At 31.0% G+C, this 18,894-nt stretch carries 18 protein-coding genes; 11 read left to right on the plus strand and 7 right to left on the minus strand.

Features of this window, described 5'->3' with window-relative positions:
- Positions 1–4: 4 nt before the first annotated feature.
- Complete coding sequence (gene citX, locus ACRC8M_RS11605) at positions 5–1,351, plus strand: citrate lyase holo-[acyl-carrier protein] synthase (RefSeq protein WP_438529278.1); 1,347 nt, start codon at positions 5–7, stop codon at positions 1,349–1,351.
- A 46-nt stretch (positions 1,352–1,397) separates the two neighbouring features.
- Here citX and ACRC8M_RS11610 read toward each other — a convergent pair whose 3' ends face one another.
- Positions 1,398–2,006 (minus strand): NUDIX hydrolase, encoded by a 609-nt coding sequence (locus tag ACRC8M_RS11610; RefSeq protein WP_438529279.1) that lies wholly within the window; start codon positions 2,004–2,006, stop codon positions 1,398–1,400.
- 151 nt (positions 2,007–2,157) lie between these two features.
- Between ACRC8M_RS11610 and ACRC8M_RS11615 the strand changes: the two genes are divergently transcribed.
- From ACRC8M_RS11615 to ACRC8M_RS11660, 10 genes are all read left to right on the plus strand, one after another.
- Positions 2,158–2,901 (plus strand): DeoR/GlpR family DNA-binding transcription regulator, encoded by a 744-nt coding sequence (locus tag ACRC8M_RS11615; RefSeq protein WP_438529280.1) that lies wholly within the window; start codon positions 2,158–2,160, stop codon positions 2,899–2,901.
- On the plus strand, positions 2,898–3,812 hold the full coding sequence (gene pfkB, locus ACRC8M_RS11620; RefSeq protein WP_438529281.1) for a 1-phosphofructokinase: 915 nt from the start codon (positions 2,898–2,900) through the stop codon (positions 3,810–3,812). Before ACRC8M_RS11615 ends, pfkB begins: the two co-directional genes overlap by 4 nt.
- A 14-nt stretch (positions 3,813–3,826) precedes the next feature.
- A complete protein-coding gene (locus tag ACRC8M_RS11625; protein ID WP_438529282.1) occupies positions 3,827–5,683 on the plus strand; it encodes a PTS fructose transporter subunit IIABC in 1,857 nt (618 codons plus the stop codon).
- A gap of 138 nt (positions 5,684–5,821) precedes the next feature.
- Positions 5,822–6,388 (plus strand): glycerol-3-phosphate responsive antiterminator, encoded by a 567-nt coding sequence (locus ACRC8M_RS11630; protein WP_438529283.1) that lies wholly within the window; start codon positions 5,822–5,824, stop codon positions 6,386–6,388.
- A 109-nt stretch (positions 6,389–6,497) separates the two neighbouring features.
- Entirely contained in the window at positions 6,498–7,253 is a 756-nt protein-coding gene (locus ACRC8M_RS11635) for an MIP/aquaporin family protein (RefSeq protein ID WP_438529284.1), read from the plus strand.
- Positions 7,254–7,280: 27 nt separating this feature from the next.
- Complete coding sequence (glpK, locus tag ACRC8M_RS11640; protein WP_438529285.1) at positions 7,281–8,774, plus strand: glycerol kinase GlpK; 1,494 nt, start codon at positions 7,281–7,283, stop codon at positions 8,772–8,774.
- Between the two features lie 141 nt (positions 8,775–8,915).
- Positions 8,916–10,343: an NAD(P)/FAD-dependent oxidoreductase gene (locus ACRC8M_RS11645; RefSeq protein WP_438529286.1), complete on the plus strand. Its 1,428-nt coding sequence runs from the start codon at positions 8,916–8,918 to the stop codon at positions 10,341–10,343.
- The gene (locus tag ACRC8M_RS11650; RefSeq protein ID WP_438529287.1) at positions 10,343–11,596 is read left to right on the plus strand and encodes an NAD(P)/FAD-dependent oxidoreductase; all 1,254 of its coding nucleotides are present in this window, start codon (positions 10,343–10,345) and stop codon (positions 11,594–11,596) included. The genes ACRC8M_RS11645 and ACRC8M_RS11650 overlap by 1 nt, the downstream gene beginning before the upstream one ends.
- A 2-nt stretch (positions 11,597–11,598) precedes the next feature.
- Positions 11,599–11,943 carry a DUF1667 domain-containing protein gene (locus ACRC8M_RS11655; RefSeq protein WP_185891884.1) on the plus strand — a complete coding sequence of 115 codons (345 nt, stop codon included), beginning with the start codon at positions 11,599–11,601 and terminating at the stop codon, positions 11,941–11,943.
- A gap of 47 nt (positions 11,944–11,990) precedes the next feature.
- Positions 11,991–12,746, plus strand: a complete 756-nt coding sequence (locus ACRC8M_RS11660; protein WP_438529288.1) for a tRNA1(Val) (adenine(37)-N6)-methyltransferase — start codon at positions 11,991–11,993, stop codon at positions 12,744–12,746.
- A gap of 14 nt (positions 12,747–12,760) precedes the next feature.
- On the opposite strand, the gene ACRC8M_RS11665 is transcribed toward ACRC8M_RS11660, so the two are convergent.
- Genes ACRC8M_RS11665 through hemA form a run of 6 tightly spaced genes read right to left on the minus strand, consistent with a single transcriptional unit; the run spans position 12,761 to position 18,852 of the window.
- Positions 12,761–13,216, minus strand: a complete 456-nt coding sequence (locus ACRC8M_RS11665; RefSeq protein ID WP_438529289.1) for a precorrin-2 dehydrogenase/sirohydrochlorin ferrochelatase family protein — start codon at positions 13,214–13,216, stop codon at positions 12,761–12,763.
- Positions 13,206–14,513 (minus strand): glutamate-1-semialdehyde 2,1-aminomutase, encoded by a 1,308-nt coding sequence (gene hemL / locus ACRC8M_RS11670; protein WP_438529290.1) that lies wholly within the window; start codon positions 14,511–14,513, stop codon positions 13,206–13,208. The genes ACRC8M_RS11665 and hemL overlap by 11 nt, the downstream gene beginning before the upstream one ends.
- Positions 14,514–15,488 (minus strand): porphobilinogen synthase, encoded by a 975-nt coding sequence (hemB, locus tag ACRC8M_RS11675; protein ID WP_438529291.1) that lies wholly within the window; start codon positions 15,486–15,488, stop codon positions 14,514–14,516.
- Between the two features lies 1 nt (position 15,489).
- On the minus strand, positions 15,490–16,965 hold the full coding sequence (cobA, locus tag ACRC8M_RS11680; RefSeq protein WP_438529292.1) for a uroporphyrinogen-III C-methyltransferase: 1,476 nt from the start codon (positions 16,963–16,965) through the stop codon (positions 15,490–15,492).
- Positions 16,958–17,857: a hydroxymethylbilane synthase gene (gene hemC, locus ACRC8M_RS11685; protein WP_438529293.1), complete on the minus strand. Its 900-nt coding sequence runs from the start codon at positions 17,855–17,857 to the stop codon at positions 16,958–16,960. Before hemC ends, cobA begins: the two co-directional genes overlap by 8 nt.
- Positions 17,857–18,852, minus strand: a complete 996-nt coding sequence (gene hemA, locus ACRC8M_RS11690; RefSeq protein WP_438529294.1) for a glutamyl-tRNA reductase — start codon at positions 18,850–18,852, stop codon at positions 17,857–17,859. The genes hemC and hemA overlap by 1 nt, the downstream gene beginning before the upstream one ends.
- Positions 18,853–18,894: the final 42 nt, after the last annotated feature.

The following is an 18,894-nucleotide window of genomic DNA, read 5'->3' on the forward strand; positions in this document are numbered from 1 at the left end:
ATAGATGTTTAACTTAGAAGAATTTTTATTAATGAGAGAAAAAAGAGTAGAGATTCAAAATGAAATTATTGAAAATTTTAAAAATCCAATTTTAGTTTTAAGAGCTAACTATCCTGGAGAGGAGAAAAATAGTTTTGTTGCTAAATATATTGTTGAGATTATAAAAGATGAAATTTTAGAAATTTTCAATTCACAAATTACATATTCAAAAAAAATTGAATCTATCGAAGGACCTACGTATATATATTCAATTGATTACTCAGGTAAGAATATAAAAAAAATTGCTATGGAAATTGAAGAATCTCACATTTTAGGTCGATGTGTTGATATTGATGTTTTCGATAATAACGGCTATCCATTTTCTAGAAAAGACTTTGGTGGAGAAAAAAGACAATGTCTTCTTTGTAGTGATATGGCCTTTGTTTGTGCTAGAACTAAAAAACATACCCAAAAAGAGGTTCAAATAGCTATTGAAAAGAGATTAGAGGAGTACTTAAATTCTGAACGTAATAAAATAGAAATAGTAAACGCTTTCTCAAATCTAGCTTTAAAATCAATTGTTTTAGAGGTTTCTGCCTCTCCATCTTTTGGGTTAGTTTCACCTCATACCAACGGTTCTCACGAAGATATGGATTTTTTTACCTTTATTGATAGTGGATTTTCTTTAAATAGTTACTTTAAAAAAGTTGTAAATGCTGGATATTCACCTTTATCAGTTGATTTAATTTTTAAGAAAATAAGATTTATGGGAAAAGTTGCTGAAGATAATATGTTTTTAGCTACTCACAACATTAACACACATAAAGGAATGATTTTCTTAATGGGTATTACTGCGGCTTTAGGAGCCAAAGCAAAGTTTAAAAACTTACCTTTTAATGAAATCTCTTTTCTAATAAAAGATATGTGTCGAGATATTCTAAAAGATTTTAATGATATTCATAAAAAAACTTCTCTTACTCATGGAGAAAAACTATATATTAAACATGGGGTAGTTGGTGTAAGAGGAGTTGTAAAAAATGGCTTAGATATTATTTTTGATAGTTCAGTTAAAATTTTTGAAAAATCCTTACTTTCTGGTGAGCATATTAATCATGCAATGATTAGAACCCTTATATTTTTAATGAGCACTCTAGAGGATACAACTATTTTACACAGACACGATATTGAAATTTTAAATTTTGTAAAACTTAAAGCTAAACATTTACATTTAAAATTCGACAATACCTCTTTAGATATAAATTTATTAACTGAAATTGAAAAGGAGTTTATAGAAAAAAGAATTAGTCCAGGTGGTGCTGCTGATCTTCTTGCTATTACGATGTTTCTGTATTTTATAAAACCATATTTTTAAATTCTTTAAAGAGACTATTTTTACAAAATAGTCTCTTTTTATATAACTACAAATATTTTATAGCTTCTTTTATAATCTCCGCCGTTAATCCCCATATAACCTTATCTTCATAAATATAGATATAAACCTCTCTTGGTGAACTCTTCCAAGGGGAATGATACATTTTAGGTAAGTTTAACTCCACTGCTGGAAATACAAATTTCTCCCCATTTTCATAATAATACGGCTTAGTTTCCACTTCTAATTTTTCAATTCTTGGAGGATATTTTTTAAAAAAATCAATGGGAACTATAAAACACTCTTCAACTTCATCCTCATTTATTTTTAAATTCTTTAGTTTTTCCTCTTCTACAACACCTAAAAAAGCTTCTACCATTATCCCTGAAGGTATCACTAGTGTCCCTATTTTTCCTTTAACATCTATTTCATCTATACCAATCTCTTCTTTACACTCTCTTAATGCCGCTTCTAAACTAGTTTCATCCATTTCTATTTTTCCACCTGGAAAGGATACATCTCCTCCTTGCCTTACACCTCTAGCTCTTTTTTCAAACAAAAAATATTTCTCATCATTTTTTTCAATAACTAGTGCTATTACAGCAGAATTAAAATATTTTTCTTTTCCAATTATTTTTTCTGTAAAATCTATATTCATTATAACTCCCTCCTATATTTTTATTATAATCTTTATTTTATAAAAATCCTTCATTTTTTTATTTTTGATTGTTTTTGAAAGATTTTGAAAGAAAATGATTGATTTTTATTTTATACTATGATAATATACTTTCTATAAAGGATGTGAGTTTATGTTGAATATAGAAAGAGAAAATTCGATTTTAGAACTTTTAAAACAAAAAGAGGTTGTAAAACTTCAAGAAATCGTTGAACTTTTAAATATTTCAGAAGCTACTGCTCGAAGAGATTTAGCTTCTTTAGAAAAAAAAGAACTTGTTAAAAGAGTTCATGGTGGAGCTATTTTAAATAACTCTTTAGATACTACAAAGGATTTTAACATCCAATATAGAAGAAATCTTAATAGAGTAGAAAAAGAAAAAATTGCCAAATATGCTACAAGTTTTATTAAAAGAGATTCCTATATTTTCTTAGATGCTGGGACAACAACTCTTTGTATGATTAAGTATTTAAAGAATCTTAATATTAAAGTTGTGACAAACGGATTAAATTTAATAGATGAATTAGAAAAATATGAAATTGAAAGTTTTTTAATTGGCGGTAAGATTAAAAGTAAAACTAGCTGTACTGTTGGATTTTCAGCAGCACAATATCTAAAAACTTTTAATTTTCAATATGCCTTTATTGGAGTTAATGCTGTTAATCAAGATGGTTATAGCACTCCTGACTTTGAAGAAGCTCTTATTAAAAGTGAAGCTATCAACAAAAGTATAAATACTTTTTTTCTTTGTGATCATTCAAAAATTGGAAAAAGTAGTTTCACTATTTTTTCTACTTTAGATAAAGGGACTTTAATTACAGATAAGCCACTTTCTAAAGAATATAAAAATATAATAAAAGTGGAGGTAGTAAAATGATATATACGTTAACTTTAAATCCTGCTTTAGATTATTTTTTAGCCTTTGATTCTTTTGTTGAAGGAAACTTAAATACTCCTAAAGAAACATATAAACTTCCAGGAGGAAAAGGGATTAATGTATCTAAAATTTTAAAAAATTTTAATACAGAATCGGTTTGCTTAGGATTTATTGGTGGTTTTACTGGAGAGTTTATTAAAAATAGTTTAAATCAAGATGGTTTAAACACTAAGTTTTTTAATGTTAATGAAGATACTCGTATAAATATTAAAATAAATAATAATGGACTTGAAAGTGAGATTGCAGGTACTTCTCCTACAATTTCAAAAGAAAATCTTCAAGAGTTACTTGATTTTTTAAAAACTAATCTTAAAGCCAATGATATTTTAGCACTATCTGGAAGCGTTCCGTCTTCTTTACCTTCTACTATATATGCTGATATTATCGAAAGTATTCCAAAGGATGTAAAAGTTATTTTAGATACTAGAGGGCTTCCTTTCGAAATTGCTTTAAAAAAAGGTGTGTTTTTAATAAAACCAAACAAGGACGAAATCAATGAATTTTTCAACTCTAATTTTTCAACTACTGAAGAGTTAGTTGAAGCTGGTAAAAAACTTCAGAAAATGGGTGCTCAAAATGTTTTAATCTCTTTAGGTTCTAAAGGCTCTATCTTTATAACAGAAGAAGAAATTTTTATGAGTGGAGTTCCTAAAGGTACTCTTATTAGCTCAAATGGATCTGGGGATTCAATGATTGGTGGATTTATATATGGGCTTAATAAATCTTTATCTTTAAAAGAGTGCTATGAAATCGGAATCGCTTCTGGAAGTGCTACTGCTTTCTCTAAAGGGTTAGCGACTTTTGATACTATGACAAATTTATTAAAAAATATTGAAATTATTAAATTATAAATGGGAGGAATATAATGTTAGATAAAATGTTAGTAAAAGATTGTATAAAATTAAATTTAAATGCTAAAAGTAAAATAGAAGTTATCGATGAGCTTGTTGATGTTCTTTACAATGCTGGTAGACTTAACGATAAAGATGAATTTAGAAAAACCATTTTAAATAGAGAGGAGCAAAGCTCTACAGGTCTAGAAGAAGGAATTGCTATTCCTCATGGGAAATCAGCATCTGTTAAAATTCCTACTGTTGCATTTGGACTTTGTAAAGATGGAATCGATTACGATTCTTTAGATGGTGAACCATCTAAACTATTTTTCATGATTGCTGCTCCTGCCAATGCTACTGATTCACATATTGAAACATTATCTCAACTGACATCTCTTTTATTAGATGATGATATTAGAGAGCAACTTTTAAAAGTAAAAACTGAACAAGAGGTTTTAGATATTCTTTTAAAAGAGGACAATGCAGGAGAAGAACTTGTCCCGCCTAAAGAAGAGGATAATGATTATCAAGTGCTTGCTGTAACTGCTTGTCCTACTGGAATTGCTCATACATATATGGCTGCTGAAGCTTTGAATAAAAAAGCTAAAGAGATGGGTATTAAAATTAAAGTAGAAACTAATGGATCTACAGGAGTTAAAAATCATCTTACAGATGAAGAGATTAAAAATGCAAAAGGAATTATAATCGCTGCCGATAAAAATGTTGAGATGGCTAGATTTAACGGAAAGCATGTTGAAATCGTTGGAGTTAAAGAGGGAATTAAAAGACCTCAAGAGTTAATCCAAAAAGCTTTAGATCAAACAGCACCATTATATTCAAATAAAGAAACTAAAACATCTTCTGGAACTAGTGAAAGAAAAGGGTTCTACAAGCATTTAATGAGCGGAGTTTCTAATATGCTACCATTTGTTGTTGGTGGAGGTATCTTAATTGCAATATCTTTCATATTCGGTATAAAGGCATCTGATCCTACTGACCCAAGTTTTAGTCCTATTGCTAAACTTTTAATGGATATTGGTGGAGGGAATGCTTTCTTCTTAATGGTTCCAGTTCTTGCAGGATTTATAGGAATGAGTATTGCTGATAGACCTGGATTTGCTCCTGCTATGGTGGGCGGATTAATCTCTGCTAACAATGGTGGCGGTTTCCTTGGTGGTTTAGTTGGAGGTTTCCTTGGTGGTTATGTTATTCTATTCTTAAAAAAGGTATTTGCTAAACTTCCTGAAAAATTAGAGGGAATTAAGCCTGTTCTTTTATATCCTTTATTTGGAATTCTAATAACTGGTGTTCTTATGTATACTGTTGTTATATCTCCAGTTGCTGCTGTAAACAGTGGAATTACTAACTTTTTAAACTCTCTTGGTACTGGTAACCTTATCTTATTAGGAGCTATTGTTGGTGGGATGATGGCTATTGATATGGGAGGTCCTATCAACAAAGCTGCGTTTACATTTGGTATTGCTGCTATTGCTGCTGGAAACTACTATCCTCATGCTGCTGTTATGGCTGGTGGAATGACTCCTCCTTTAGGTATTGCTTTAGCTACTACTTTCTTTAAAAATAAGTTTTCCAAAGAGGAAAGAGAAGCTGGTTTAACAAACTACATAATGGGTGCATCTTTTATTACCGAAGGAGCTATCCCTTTTGCTGCTGCTGATCCAATTAGAGTTATCCCTAGTTGCGTTATCGGTTCTGCTTTAGCTGGTGGTTTATCAATGGCATTCAAATGTCAATTACCAGCACCTCACGGTGGTTTATTCGTTTTACCTATTATTACAAATCCAATGATGTACCTACTATCTGTTATCGTTGGTTCTCTTGTAACTTGTATTTTAATCGGTATAACTAAACCAACTAAAAATATATAGATTTATTAAGTTCAAAGGGGGTTACTGCAACCCCTTTTTTATTTTTCTGTTAAATTTAAAAAATTAACTGTTTTTTAACTTGACATTTAAAATTAATATAGTATACTTGATATTGATAAGAGACAAAAGGAGATCAAAATGAACTCAAATTTCGAAAAGATTTTAATCAAAAATAACAAGATACTTGCAGTAAAAGACCTACAATCTTTAGAAAAAGCTCTTCTAAGCTCCTCTAAGATAATATTTCTTCTAAGTAGCGATATTTGCTCTATTGAAGAAACTACTCGTCTTATCAAAGCAAGTGGAAAACTATGCTTTATACATCTTGATATGATTCAAGGTTTAAATACTAAAGATAACTCTGCCATTGACTATTTAAAAAATAATACTTTTGCAGATGGAATTATAACTACTAAATCTCAAGTTGCAAAATATGCACATAAAATTGGATTTTTAGTTATTCTAAGGTGCTTTTTAATAGATTCATTATCTTTAACTACTACCGAAAAACTTTTTAATGAAACATATATTGATGCAATTGAAATTCTACCTGGAGTTATGCCTAAAATTATTGAACAAATTTCAAAGCAAAGCTCTATCCCAATTATTGCTGGTGGACTCATCTCCGATCACGAAGATGTCAATCTAGCTCTAAAAAGCGGAGCTGTAGCTATATCTACAACAAAACTAAATATTATAAATTAGTTTAGCTAGAGATATTAGAGAAGCTATTCAATTAAACAGAATTTCTTAAAATTCTATTTTTTTGAATGGCTTTTTTTTAATATAAAAAAAATAAATATGGGAGGATATCATGAATGTTTTTGTAGCTGAGTTTATAGGTACTGCAATTCTTGTTTTACTTGGTAATGGAGTTGTTGCAAATGTGGTTTTAAACAAAAGTAAAGGAAACAACTCTGGATGGATTGTTATTACTACTGCTTGGGGTCTAGCTGTTATGACTGGAGCTTACTGTGTTGGATGGATTAGTGGGGGACACCTTAACCCTGCGGTTACTATTGGATTTGCTATTGCGGGTCTATTTCCAGCCAACCTTGTTTTAGGTTATGTTACTGCTCAAATTTTAGGTGCTATGTTTGGACAAATTTTTGTATATCTTACTTATAAAAAACATTATGACGAAACAACTGATACTGGAGCTATCTTAGGCTCTTTCTCTACAGGACCCGCTATCAGAGATTTAAAGTGGAACTTTGTAACAGAAGCTATCGGTACTTTTATGCTTGTTTTTGGATTATTAGCCATTGGTCATGTCAACAACCAAGCTTTCACTGCTACTTTACCAAACGGAGATATAGTTAGAGGTTTTACTGGTATTTTAGGACCATTATTAGCTGGATTTTATGTATGGAGTTTAGGTTTAAGTTTAGGTGGACCTACTGGTTATGCTATTAATCCTGCAAGAGACTTAGGACCTAGAATTATGCACGCTATTTTACCAATCATAAACAAAGGAGATTCTGATTGGTCTTACGCTTGGGTACCTGTCGCTGGTCCTATTGTAGGTGGAACTATAGGTGCTCTTACTTTCGCAGCTCTTTTTAACTAAAATATAATAAATTAGGGAGGATTTTCTATGAAGTATATAATCGCATTAGATCAAGGAACAACTAGCTCAAGAGCTATAATTTTTGATGAACAACAAAATATTGTGGCAAGTGCACAAAAAGAGTTTAGACAAATCTATCCAAAAGAGGGATGGGTTGAACATGATCCTATGGAAATTTGGGCTAGCCAAAGTGGAGTTTTAGCTGAAGCTATTGCACAATCTGGTGTTTCTCAGCATGATATTATAGGTATAGGAATCACTAACCAAAGAGAAACTACTATTGTTTGGAATAAACTAACTGGAAAACCTGTTTACAATGCAATTGTGTGGCAATGTAGAAGAACTGCCCATATTTGTGATGATTTAAAAGCAAGAGGATTAACTGACTATATAAGAGATAATACAGGTCTTGTTGTAGATGCCTATTTCTCAGGAACTAAAATAAAATGGATTTTAGATAATGTTGAAGGTGCTAGAGAACAAGCTGAAAGAGGAGAGTTATTATTTGGTACTGTTGACACATGGTTAATTTGGAAATTGACTAATGGAAAATCACATGCTACAGATTACACAAACGCTTCTAGAACTATGATTTATAATATTAAAGATCTTTGTTGGGATGAAAAACTTTTAAAAGAATTAGATATTCCTAAATCTATGCTTCCTGAAGTTAAAGATTCAAGTGGAACATTTGGATATGCTAATCTTGGTGGAAAGGGTGGACATAGAGTTCCTATCTGTGGTGTTGCTGGAGATCAACAAGCTGCTCTATTTGGACAAGCTTGCTTTGAAAAAGGAGAAGCTAAAAACACCTATGGAACTGGTTGCTTTATGCTTATGAATACTGGAAGCAGAATGTACCAAAGTAAAAATGGTCTTTTAACTACTATAGCGATTGGATTGGATGGAAAAGTGGAATATGCTCTTGAAGGAAGTATCTTTGTTGCTGGTGCTGCTGTTCAATGGCTAAGAGATGAATTAAAATTAATCACGGATTCTAAAGATACTGAATATTTTGCTAGTCAAGTTAAAGATAACGGTGGTGTTTATTTTGTTCCAGCGTTTGTTGGATTGGGAACTCCTCATTGGGATATGTACGCTAGAGGTGCTATTGTTGGACTAACTAGAGGTGCTAATAAAAATCATATTATTAGAGCAACTCTAGAATCTATTGCTTATCAAACTAGAGATGTTCTTGAAGCTATGCAAGAGGACTCTGGAATTGAATTAAAAGCTTTAAAAGTTGATGGTGGAGCATCTGCTAACAACTTCTTAATGCAATTCCAATCTGATATTGTAGGGAAAGAGGTTCACAGACCTTCTACTGTTGAAACAACAGCTTTAGGAGCTGCATATCTTGCTGGTCTTGCAGTTGGTTTCTGGAATGATAAAAATGAGATTAAACAAAATTGGTGTCTTGAAAAAACATTCGTTCCTACTATGACTGAAGAGGATAGAGATTTAAAACATAGCAAATGGAAAAGAGCTGTTGAAAGATCTCTAAATTGGGAGCTTGACTAATTTAAAAAAAAGTAGTATATTTAGATTAGATAAAAATTAAATATTAGCAATAGAGATGAAGAGAGCTAAAAAGGTATTGGTGATTATGTCGCCACCTTTTTCTGCTCTCTTTTTTACTATTAAAAACTAGGAGGGTATTTTATGTATGATATTTTAATCATTGGTGCTGGTATTATTGGAACTGGTATCGCTAGAGAGCTTTCTAAATACAAGTTAAAAGTTGCAGTTTTAGAAAAAGATACTGATGTAGCTAACGAAACTACTAAAGCTAACAGCGCAATTGTTCATGGAGGATACGACGCTAAGGAAGGATCTCTTATGGCTAAACTGAATGTTTTAGGTAACTCTTTATATGAAGATTTATGCAATGAGCTTTCTGTTCCTTTTAAACGTAATGGTTCCCTTGTATTAGCATTTAACGATGAAGAGGTTGAGCATCTTAATGTACTTTACAACAGAGGTATCATAAATAAAGTTCCTGGCTTAGCTATTATCAACCAAGAGAAACTGAGAGAAATCGAACCAAACGTTGATGAAAAAGCCATTGCTGCACTACACTGTACATCTGCTGGAATTGTTTCTCCTTGGGAGTTTGCTGAAGCTCTCATAGATAATGCTGTTGAAAATGGTGTTGAATTATTTTTAAATACAGAGGTTGAAAATATTGAAAAAACAGATGATATTTTCCATGTATATACAAACACAGGAGTTTTCCATGGAAAATATGTAATTAACTGTACTGGAGTTCACGCTGATCTTATTCATAAAATGATTGCACCTGAATCATTTAAAATACTTCCAAGAAAAGGAGAATATTTTGTCTTAGACAAAAATCAAGGAAAAAGAGTAAACCAAACTGTTTTTCAATGTCCTTCTAAACTTGGGAAAGGAATACTTGTAACTCCAACAGTTCATGGAAATTTACTTGTTGGTCCTGATGCTCAAGATATTGATAATAGATACGATGTTTCTACAGCTACTGATAAACTTGACTATATTAAATTTAAAGGAAGTCACTCTATAAAGGATATAAATTTTAGAGAAAATATTAGAACATTTGCTGGAATTAGAGCAGAGTCAGATAGGGGCGATTTTATTGTTGAAGAATCATCTATTAAAGGTTTCTTTGATATTGCAGGAATAAAATCACCTGGATTATCAGCTGCACCTGCTATTACTTTAGCAGCTATTGATCTATTGAAAAATAGTGGTGCTCATCTTATAAAAAAAGATGACTTTATCACACCTAGAAAACACACTCTTTTCATGCATCTTTCATCAGAAGAAAAGGCTGAAAAAATTAAAGAGGACAATAGATTTGGTAGAATAATTTGTAGATGTGAGATGATTACAGAGGGAGAGATTGTTGAAGCAATCCATAGACCTGTTAAAGCTACGACAATGGATGCAGTTAAAAGAAGATGTAGACCTGGATCTGGTAGATGTCAAGGTGGTTTCTGTGGACCTAGAGTTCAAGAGATTATTGCTAGAGAGTTAAATAAAAATATCAAAGACGTTATCTTAGATAAAGCTAATTCTTATATTCTAATAGAGGAGTTGAAAAAATAATGAGATATGATGTTGTTGTTATAGGTGGAGGTCCTGCTGGTCTTGCTGCTGCTAAATCAGCTTATGAAAATGGTGCTAAAAATATCGTTATTTTAGAAAGAGATAAAGAGCTAGGTGGTATTTTACAGCAATGTATCCACAACGGTTTTGGACTTCATAGATTCAAAGAGGAATTAACTGGTCCTGAATATGCTCAAAAATATATTGAATTTGTTAAACAATATCCTATTGATATTAAACTAGAAACTATGGTTTTAAATATCTCTAAAGATAGAGTTGTTTCTATGATTAATCCTGTAGATGGATATCAAGAGATTGAAGCTGGATCTATAATTTTAGCTATGGGATGTAGAGAGAGAACTAGAGGAGCCATCGCTATTCCTGGTGAAAGACCTTCTGGAATATTTACAGCTGGTGCTGCTCAAAGATATATAAATATGGAAGGATACATGGTCGGAAAAAAAGCTCTAATTCTTGGAAGTGGAGATATTGGACTTATTATGGCTAGAAGAATGACTTTAGAGGGTGCTAAAGTCGAAGCCGTTGTTGAACTGATGCCATTTTCTGGAGGATTAAATAGAAATATTGTTCAATGCCTTGATGATTTTAATATTCCATTACTTCTTTCTCATACAATTATTGATATCAAAGGAAAAGATAGACTTGAAAAAGTAATCATTGCTAAAGTTGACGAAAATAGAAAACCTATTCCTGGTACTGAAATTGAATATGAGTGTGATACACTTCTTTTATCAGTTGGACTTATTCCTGAAAATGATTTATCGAAAGAGGCAGGTGTTATTTTAGACAGTAGAACTAATGGTCCTGTTGTTAATAACTCAATGGAAACAAGTATTCCTGGCGTTTTTGCTTGTGGAAATGTTGTTCATGTTCATGACCTTGTAGATTTTGTTAGTGAAGAGGGAGAAAGAGCAGGAAAATTTGCAGCATGCTATATTGCTGAAGAAAATTGCAAATTAGAAAATGTTTCTAATATAAAAAATGGTGATGGTATCATTTATACTGTACCTCAAGTTATTAATTTAGATAATCTACAAAATAGATTAGAAATTTTTATGAGAGTAAATAATATATATAAAAATAAAAAAATTGTAATCAAAGAAGGGGAGAACATTATTGCCAGCTTCAAAAGAGCGCACTTAGCTCCTGGAGAGATGGAGAAGATTCTTCTTCCTGAAGTACTATTAAAAAGAATTTCTAAAGATATTGTTATTGAGCTACAGGAGGGATAGTAATGAAAGAGATGATATGTATTTTATGTCCTATGGGATGTCACTTAAATATTGATATTGAAAATGATTATAAAGTAACAGGTAACTCATGCCCTAAGGGAGCAGTTTATGGGAAAGAAGAGCTTATTGCTCCTAAAAGAGTTGTTACTTCTATCGTTAGGGTGAGTGGAGGAATCCATCATATGGTCCCCGTTAAAACAGACAAACCTATCCCAAAAGAGTTAGTTTTTCAATGTATGGAGCTTTTAAAAGATATTAAAATCCAATCACCGCAAAAAATTGGAACAGTTGTTTTAAATAATATTTTAGGAACTGATGCTAATATAGTTTTAACTAGAGATATATAGACTTGAATTTTGTATCTTTTTTGTTATAATAACTTTGGAGGTACAAAATGACACTTAATGAAAACGAAGTTATAAATAATTTATTAAATAAAAATTTAAAAATAATTCAAAGACCTGATTATTTTAATTTTTCTTTAGATTCACTTTTAATATCTAACTTTATATCTCTAACAAGAGGGGCAAGCAAGATATTAGATTTAGGAACAGGTAATGGAGCTATTCCCCTCTTCTTATCTCAAAGAACCAAAGCTAAAATTATAGGTATTGAAATCCAAGAGATTTCCGCAGACTTAGCTAGAAGAAATGTTGCACTAAATAATTTACAAGAACAAATCAGTATTGTTCATGATGATATGAAAAATTGGAGAGAACATTTTGAAAATGGCTCTCAAGATGTAGTTATAACAAACCCACCGTTTTTCAAATTTCATGGAAATGAAAATCAATTAAATAATTTAGATCAACTTACTTTGGCTCGTCATGAAATAACTATTGATTTAGAACAACTTATTGGTGTAGCTTCTAAACTTTTAAAAGATAAAGGATATTTTGCAATGGTTCATAGACCTGATCGTTTTTTAGAGATTGTTGATGCTATGAGAAAATATGGAATTGCTCCTAAGAGAGTTCAATTTTGTCATTCAAAAATTGATAAACCTGCTAAAATTCTTTTAATCGAAGGGATTAGAAATGGTAAGGACTCTTTAACTATTCTTCCACCTTTTATATCTCATGATAATGATGGTAAATATTCAAAAGAAGTTTTAAATCTTTTTCAAGATTTAAATATGGAAAAAGACTAGAAATATTTAAATTTCTAGTCTTTTCTATTTTTCAAATAATCCATTAACTCATTTTTTAGTTTAACAGATTCTCTTGGATTTCCTTTTGCTGAAATTGCTATTTGATAATCTTCTCTGTCTATATGAGCGGTAAATCTAGCAGACATATAAACTTTAGATGTTATATTGTTTACAAGTATATTATTATCTTCACATAAATCCACTATCATTTCATTTAACTTTTCATCATTAGTTGCCGCAACAACTAAAAATTTATCTTTTATATCCCCAACTTTAAAATCTCTTTTTTCTGTCTCCACATCTAAATCTAAGATTTCAGGAAGTATAAATGGAGCTACTACAATTACTCTAGCACCATAGTCCACAAGACTTTTTATTTTTCTTGCAGCTATATTTCCCCCTCCTACAACTAGACAACTTTTATTAGTTAAATCTATAAATAGTGGAAAAAAAGATTTTTTACTTTCCATTAGTTTCACCAATTTTTTTAAATGCCATATCTATAACTTCTAAAGTTTTATCTAAATCCTCTTTAGTATGAGCTACTGACACAAAATGTGCTTCGTATTTTGATGGTGGTGCAACTACACCATTATCTAATAGTGTATTAAAATATATTGAATAATGAGTAGTATTAGAATTTATAACATGCTCTAAATCTGTTATTTCATCTAAATCACTAAAAAATATTGTAAATAAAGATCCTAATCTATTAATTTTAATAGGTACTTCATATTTTTCAGCAATTTTTTCTATAGAGTCAGTCACATATATAACTTTTTCCTCTAACTCTTTATATAGAGTTTCTCTATTTTCTAATAGGTGACTCACCATTTCAAATCCTGCTCTAACAGCAACAGGATTTCCAGATAGAGTTCCTGCATGATAAACTCTTCCAACAGGTGCAATCATATCCATAATCTCTTTTTTACCACCAAAAGCTCCTACAGGATATCCTCCACCTATTATTTTACCTAAAGTTGTTATATCTGGAGTTATTCCATAATACTCTTGAGCTCCTCCCAAAGCAACTCTAAATCCAGATATTACCTCATCAAATATTAAAAGAGTCCCTGTTTCATCACATAGATCTCTCATAGCTTGTAAAAACTCTTTTGAACTATTTATAAGACCCATATTAGCTGGTACTGGCTCCATTATTAAACATGCAACTTCTTTACTTTCTAAAATCTCTTTAACTTTTTGAATATTACCAAAAGGGGCAACTAATGTATCTTTTAATACTCCCTCTGTTATTCCATTACTATCTTGATATCCATCTGTCAACAATCCTGATCCAGAACTAACTAATAATGAATCTGAATGTCCATGATAACACCCTTCAAATTTCAATATTTTATTTCTATTTGTAAAGGCTCTTGCAACTCTAATTGCTGCCATAGTTGCTTCAGTTCCAGAAGTTGTAAATCTTATCATATCCATCGATGGATAACATTTACATACTAATTCCGCCAATTCAACTTCCATTTTAGTTGGTAATCCAAACGAACTTCCTAACTCTATAGCTTCTCTAACACCTTTTAAAACTCTTTCATTATTATGCCCTAAAATAAGTGGACCCCATGAGCAAATATAATCAATATACTCATTCCCATCCTCATCATATATCTTTGATCCTTTTCCTCTATTTACAAAAATTGGATATGTTTTATCAACTGATTTAAAAGCTCTAACAGGACTATTTACTCCTCCTGGTATAATCTTCACAGCTTTTTCATATATCTTCTCTGAATTACTATATCTCACTTAATTTACACCTCTTTTTAACCATTTTGCTATATCTTTAGCATGGTATGTTATTATAATATCTGCTCCAGCTCTTCTCATAGCATACATGTTTTCCATAACTATTTTTTCTTCATCTATCCAACCATTTTCTGCTGCTGCTTTTACCATCGAATATTCCCCACTTACATTATAAATAGCAACTGGATTTGATATAGCATCTGCTACTCCCTTAACTACGTCTAAATAAGGCATTCCAGGTTTTACCATTATTATATCAGCACCCTCTAAAATATCATTTTCAACTTCTATCAAATAATCCTTAGAGTTTCTAAAATCCATTTGATAAGTTTTTCTATCTCCAAATGCTGGGGCTGAATCAGCTGCATCTCTAAATGGTCCATAGTAAGCTGAAGCATATTTTACACTGTATGCCATAATTGGTAAATTTATAAAACCATTTTCATCTAATATATCTCTTATTGCTTTTATTCTCCCATCCATCATATCCGATGGTGCCACTATATCTGCCCCTGCTTTAGCATGAGAAAGAGCTACTTTTTGTAAAAGTTTTAGAGTTTCATCATTTAGTAACTCCTCTCCTCTTAAAATTCCACAATGACCATGAGATGTATATTCACATAAGCATACATCTGTAACAACTAAAAACTCTGGGAATTTAGATTTTATAAATCTAACTGCTTCTTGAACTATCCCTTTATCGTTGTATCCTTCGCTTCCTACTAGATCTTTCTTTTTAGGAATTCCAAATAAAAGCAGTGATTTTATTCCTAAACCTTTTAATTCCACCAACTCCTCTTCTAGTCTATCTATTGATATTCTGTACTGTCCCTTCATCGATGAAATCTCAACTTTTATATTCTCTCCCTCCTCTATAAATAGCGGATAGATAAGATTATCTAAAGTAAAATCTATATTTTTCACTAAATTTCTCATAACTTGAGAACCTCTTAGTCTTCTAGTTCTATTAAACATATTATTTCTCTCCTATTACTGCAATTACTCCATCAACATCAAAAACTTTTGCTTCTAAAGCTACATTATATCCTAATTCATTTAAAGTTTTTGTAGTAACTGGTCCTATTGACACAATCTTTTTACCCTCTAATAATTTTAAATCCCCTTGAATACTTTCATTAAATGCTTCAACTGTTGATGAACTTAAAAAAGTTATGTACTCTATCTCATCTAATACTTTCTCTACTTCATCTTTAGAATAGATATGTTTTCCAGTCTTATACACTACTAATTTTTCAAATTTTCTATTATATTCCTCACTCCATTTTTCACAATTAGCAGGAGATATATCTGAAGTTATAAATAATACCTTATCATTTTCCTTTGTATAATTTTGCACTTCTTTTGCTAATTCTGTTCCCATATATTTTTCTGGGATAAAGTCTGGTATTATTTTATATTCTCTTAATAATTCATCTGTTTTAGCTCCAACAACACCAATTTTCAAATGACCTAAAGATCTTATATCCTTTATGTTTTCCATAAAATACTTTACACCATTTGGAGAGTTAAATAAAAGAGCACTATAATCTTTTAAATCTTTTTCATCAAAGTCATAATCATTTTCTATTTTTATAAAAGGTAACTCTTTTACAGTAGCCCCTTGTATTCTCAATTTTTCACTAAACTCTTGTGATTGATTAGTATCCCTTGTAACCAAAACTTTTTTTCCAGAAAGAGGTTGATTTTCAAACCATTTAAAAGTTTCTCTCATGTTTACAACATCACCAATTATTGTTATAGCAGGTGGAACAATCTTTTCAGATTTAGCCTTTTCTACAATATCTTCTAAAGTTCCAACAGTTACTCTTTGGTTTTCACTTGTTCCCTTTTCTATTACTGCCACTGGAGTTTTAGGATTTTTACCATTTTCTATTAAATCCCCTGTTATTAAATCTAAGTTTTTAATTCCCATTAAAAACACTAAAGTTCCATCTAATTTGGCTATAGTGGAAAAATCATGCCACTCTCCATTTTCCATTGTATGTCCTGTAAATACATGGAATGATCTTGCTAATCCTCTGTGTGTAACTGGAATTCCTGCGTACTCTGGTACAGCTATTGAAGAACTTATTCCAGGTATAATTTCAAAGGGAATAGAGTGTTTAACTATCTCCTCTATCTCTTCTCCACCTCTTCCAAAAACAAAAGGATCTCCACCTTTTACCCTTGCTACAACTTTCCCCTCTAAAGCCTTTTTAGCTAGTGTTTTATTTATCTCATCTTGTATTACTCCACCTTCAGTATTTCCTTTACCTAAATATATCATCTCTGCATCTGCTTTAGCTAACTTCAATACTTTCGGGTCTATTAATCTATCATATACTACGCAGTCGGCTTCCTCTATACATCTCTTTCCTTTCAAAGTTAAAAGATCTATATTTCCACAACCTGCTCCTATTATGTAAACTTTCCCCATTTTATTATTAACCATTTATTTTCTCCCTTATTTTTGCAGCCAATTTGTGTGCTATCTCTTTTCCTAATACTTCATCTTCTAATACTTCTGCTTTATACATAATATCATCTTGGCAGTATACACCTTTTAAGAAAATCTTTCCATCAAATTTTTCCCCTGTACATCCCATCGGTGTATGACATCCTCCATCAAATATTTTAGAAAACTCTCTTTCTATCTCTACAATTTTTTCTATCTCTGGATTATGGATAGATTTTAATATATTCTTTATAAACTCATCATTTTCTCTACATTGAATATGAAGTGCTCCTTGAGCTGGAGCTGGCATCATTAAATCATAATCTAACTCTTCAGTTATTCTGTCTCTTAATCCAACTCTTTTTAGTCCTGCTGCTGCTAAAAGGATTGCATCATACTGGCCTTCATCTAATTTTTTAAGCCTTGTATGTATATTTCCTCTCAATTGTTTTATCTCTAAATCTGGTCTTAATGTTTTTAATCCCATAGTTCTTCTCAATGAACTTGTTCCTACAACTGCTCCTTCTGGAAGCGCTAATAACTTTTTTCCACTTCTTGATACAATAACATCCCTATTGTCTTCTCTATCAGGAGTTGCTCCACAAATTAGACCTGGTGGCGAAACTATTGGCATATCTTTCATTGAATGAACTGCTAAATCTATAGTTCCGTCCAATAATTCATGTTCAATCTCTTTTGTAAAAAAACTTTTTAGAGATTTGTCACTATTATTCCAGTTACTAACTAAATCTTTATCTCCACTCGTCACTATAACCTTTATTTCAAACTTTAGTTCTGGAAAATTTTTCTGTAGTCTTCCTTTTATCATTTCACTTTGAGCTAAAGCTAATATGCTTCCTCTGCTTCCTATTACAATTTTTTCTTTCATTATGCTATCCCCTCTTTATATTCAAACCATTTTTTTAAGTTTATCATCTGTTCTCCTAGCATATACTCATATTTTGTTAATAGGTTTTCTCTATTCTCTAAATTTTCGTAATATACTCCCCAAACATCATCTATATTATATAAGTTTACATTTTTTAATTCATTAAGCTCTTCTTCAATATCTCTAGGAACTGCCAGGTCTAAAAAGACATATTCTTTTTCTTTATTCAACAAAGGAAGTATCTCATCTCTTTTTATAATAGCGTGAGGAGCTGAAGTTACTGATATTATCACATCACTTTTTGCCACTTCTTCCAATTTGTTTTCAAAACTAATTACATCAGCATTATATATATTACTAACTTCCAAAGCTTTATGATAGCTTCTATTTGTTATAGTTAAACTTTTATATTCCTCTTTTGTTAAAAGTTCCATTATATCTCTAGCTAAATCCCCTACTCCTAAAATAAGAATCCTTTTATCTTTCAATTCTGAAACTCTATTCTTAATAAATTTTAAAGATATTGCCTCTAAAGATAAAGCATTATGACATATTTTACTTTTATTTCTAAACTTTTTTCCCAACTCTATCGCTTTATTAAAAATAACATTAATATTAGAACTTGACACTTTATTTTCCATACTAGTAAACTGTGCTTTTTTTATTTGAGCTAAAATTTGATCCTCACCTTTTATAACAGATTCAAATCCACAAGTAACTCTAAAAAGATAGTTTACAGCATCATGCCCTTGTTTTATAAAAATATCTTTTAACCCTATATCTTTTTGAAATTCTGCCACTGAATAGTCTTTGTCTAAATCTAAGTAGTATTCTACTCTCAAGCAGGTTGATAAATTGACATAACCCACAATCTTTTTTTCTTTAAACAATCTTTCGACTACAGAAGTGGGGTCATTTTGTATAAAATTTTCTCTTTGACATAAATCTAAATTTTTATGACTTATTCCAAAAACAATAAAATGTTTAAAATACATCTAGATTCCTTCTCTCCACGATTTATTGATTACATATATATA

It is taken from the genome of Cetobacterium sp., assembly GCF_051653945.1.
In the GTDB taxonomy this organism is placed as follows: domain Bacteria; phylum Fusobacteriota; class Fusobacteriia; order Fusobacteriales; family Fusobacteriaceae; genus Cetobacterium_A.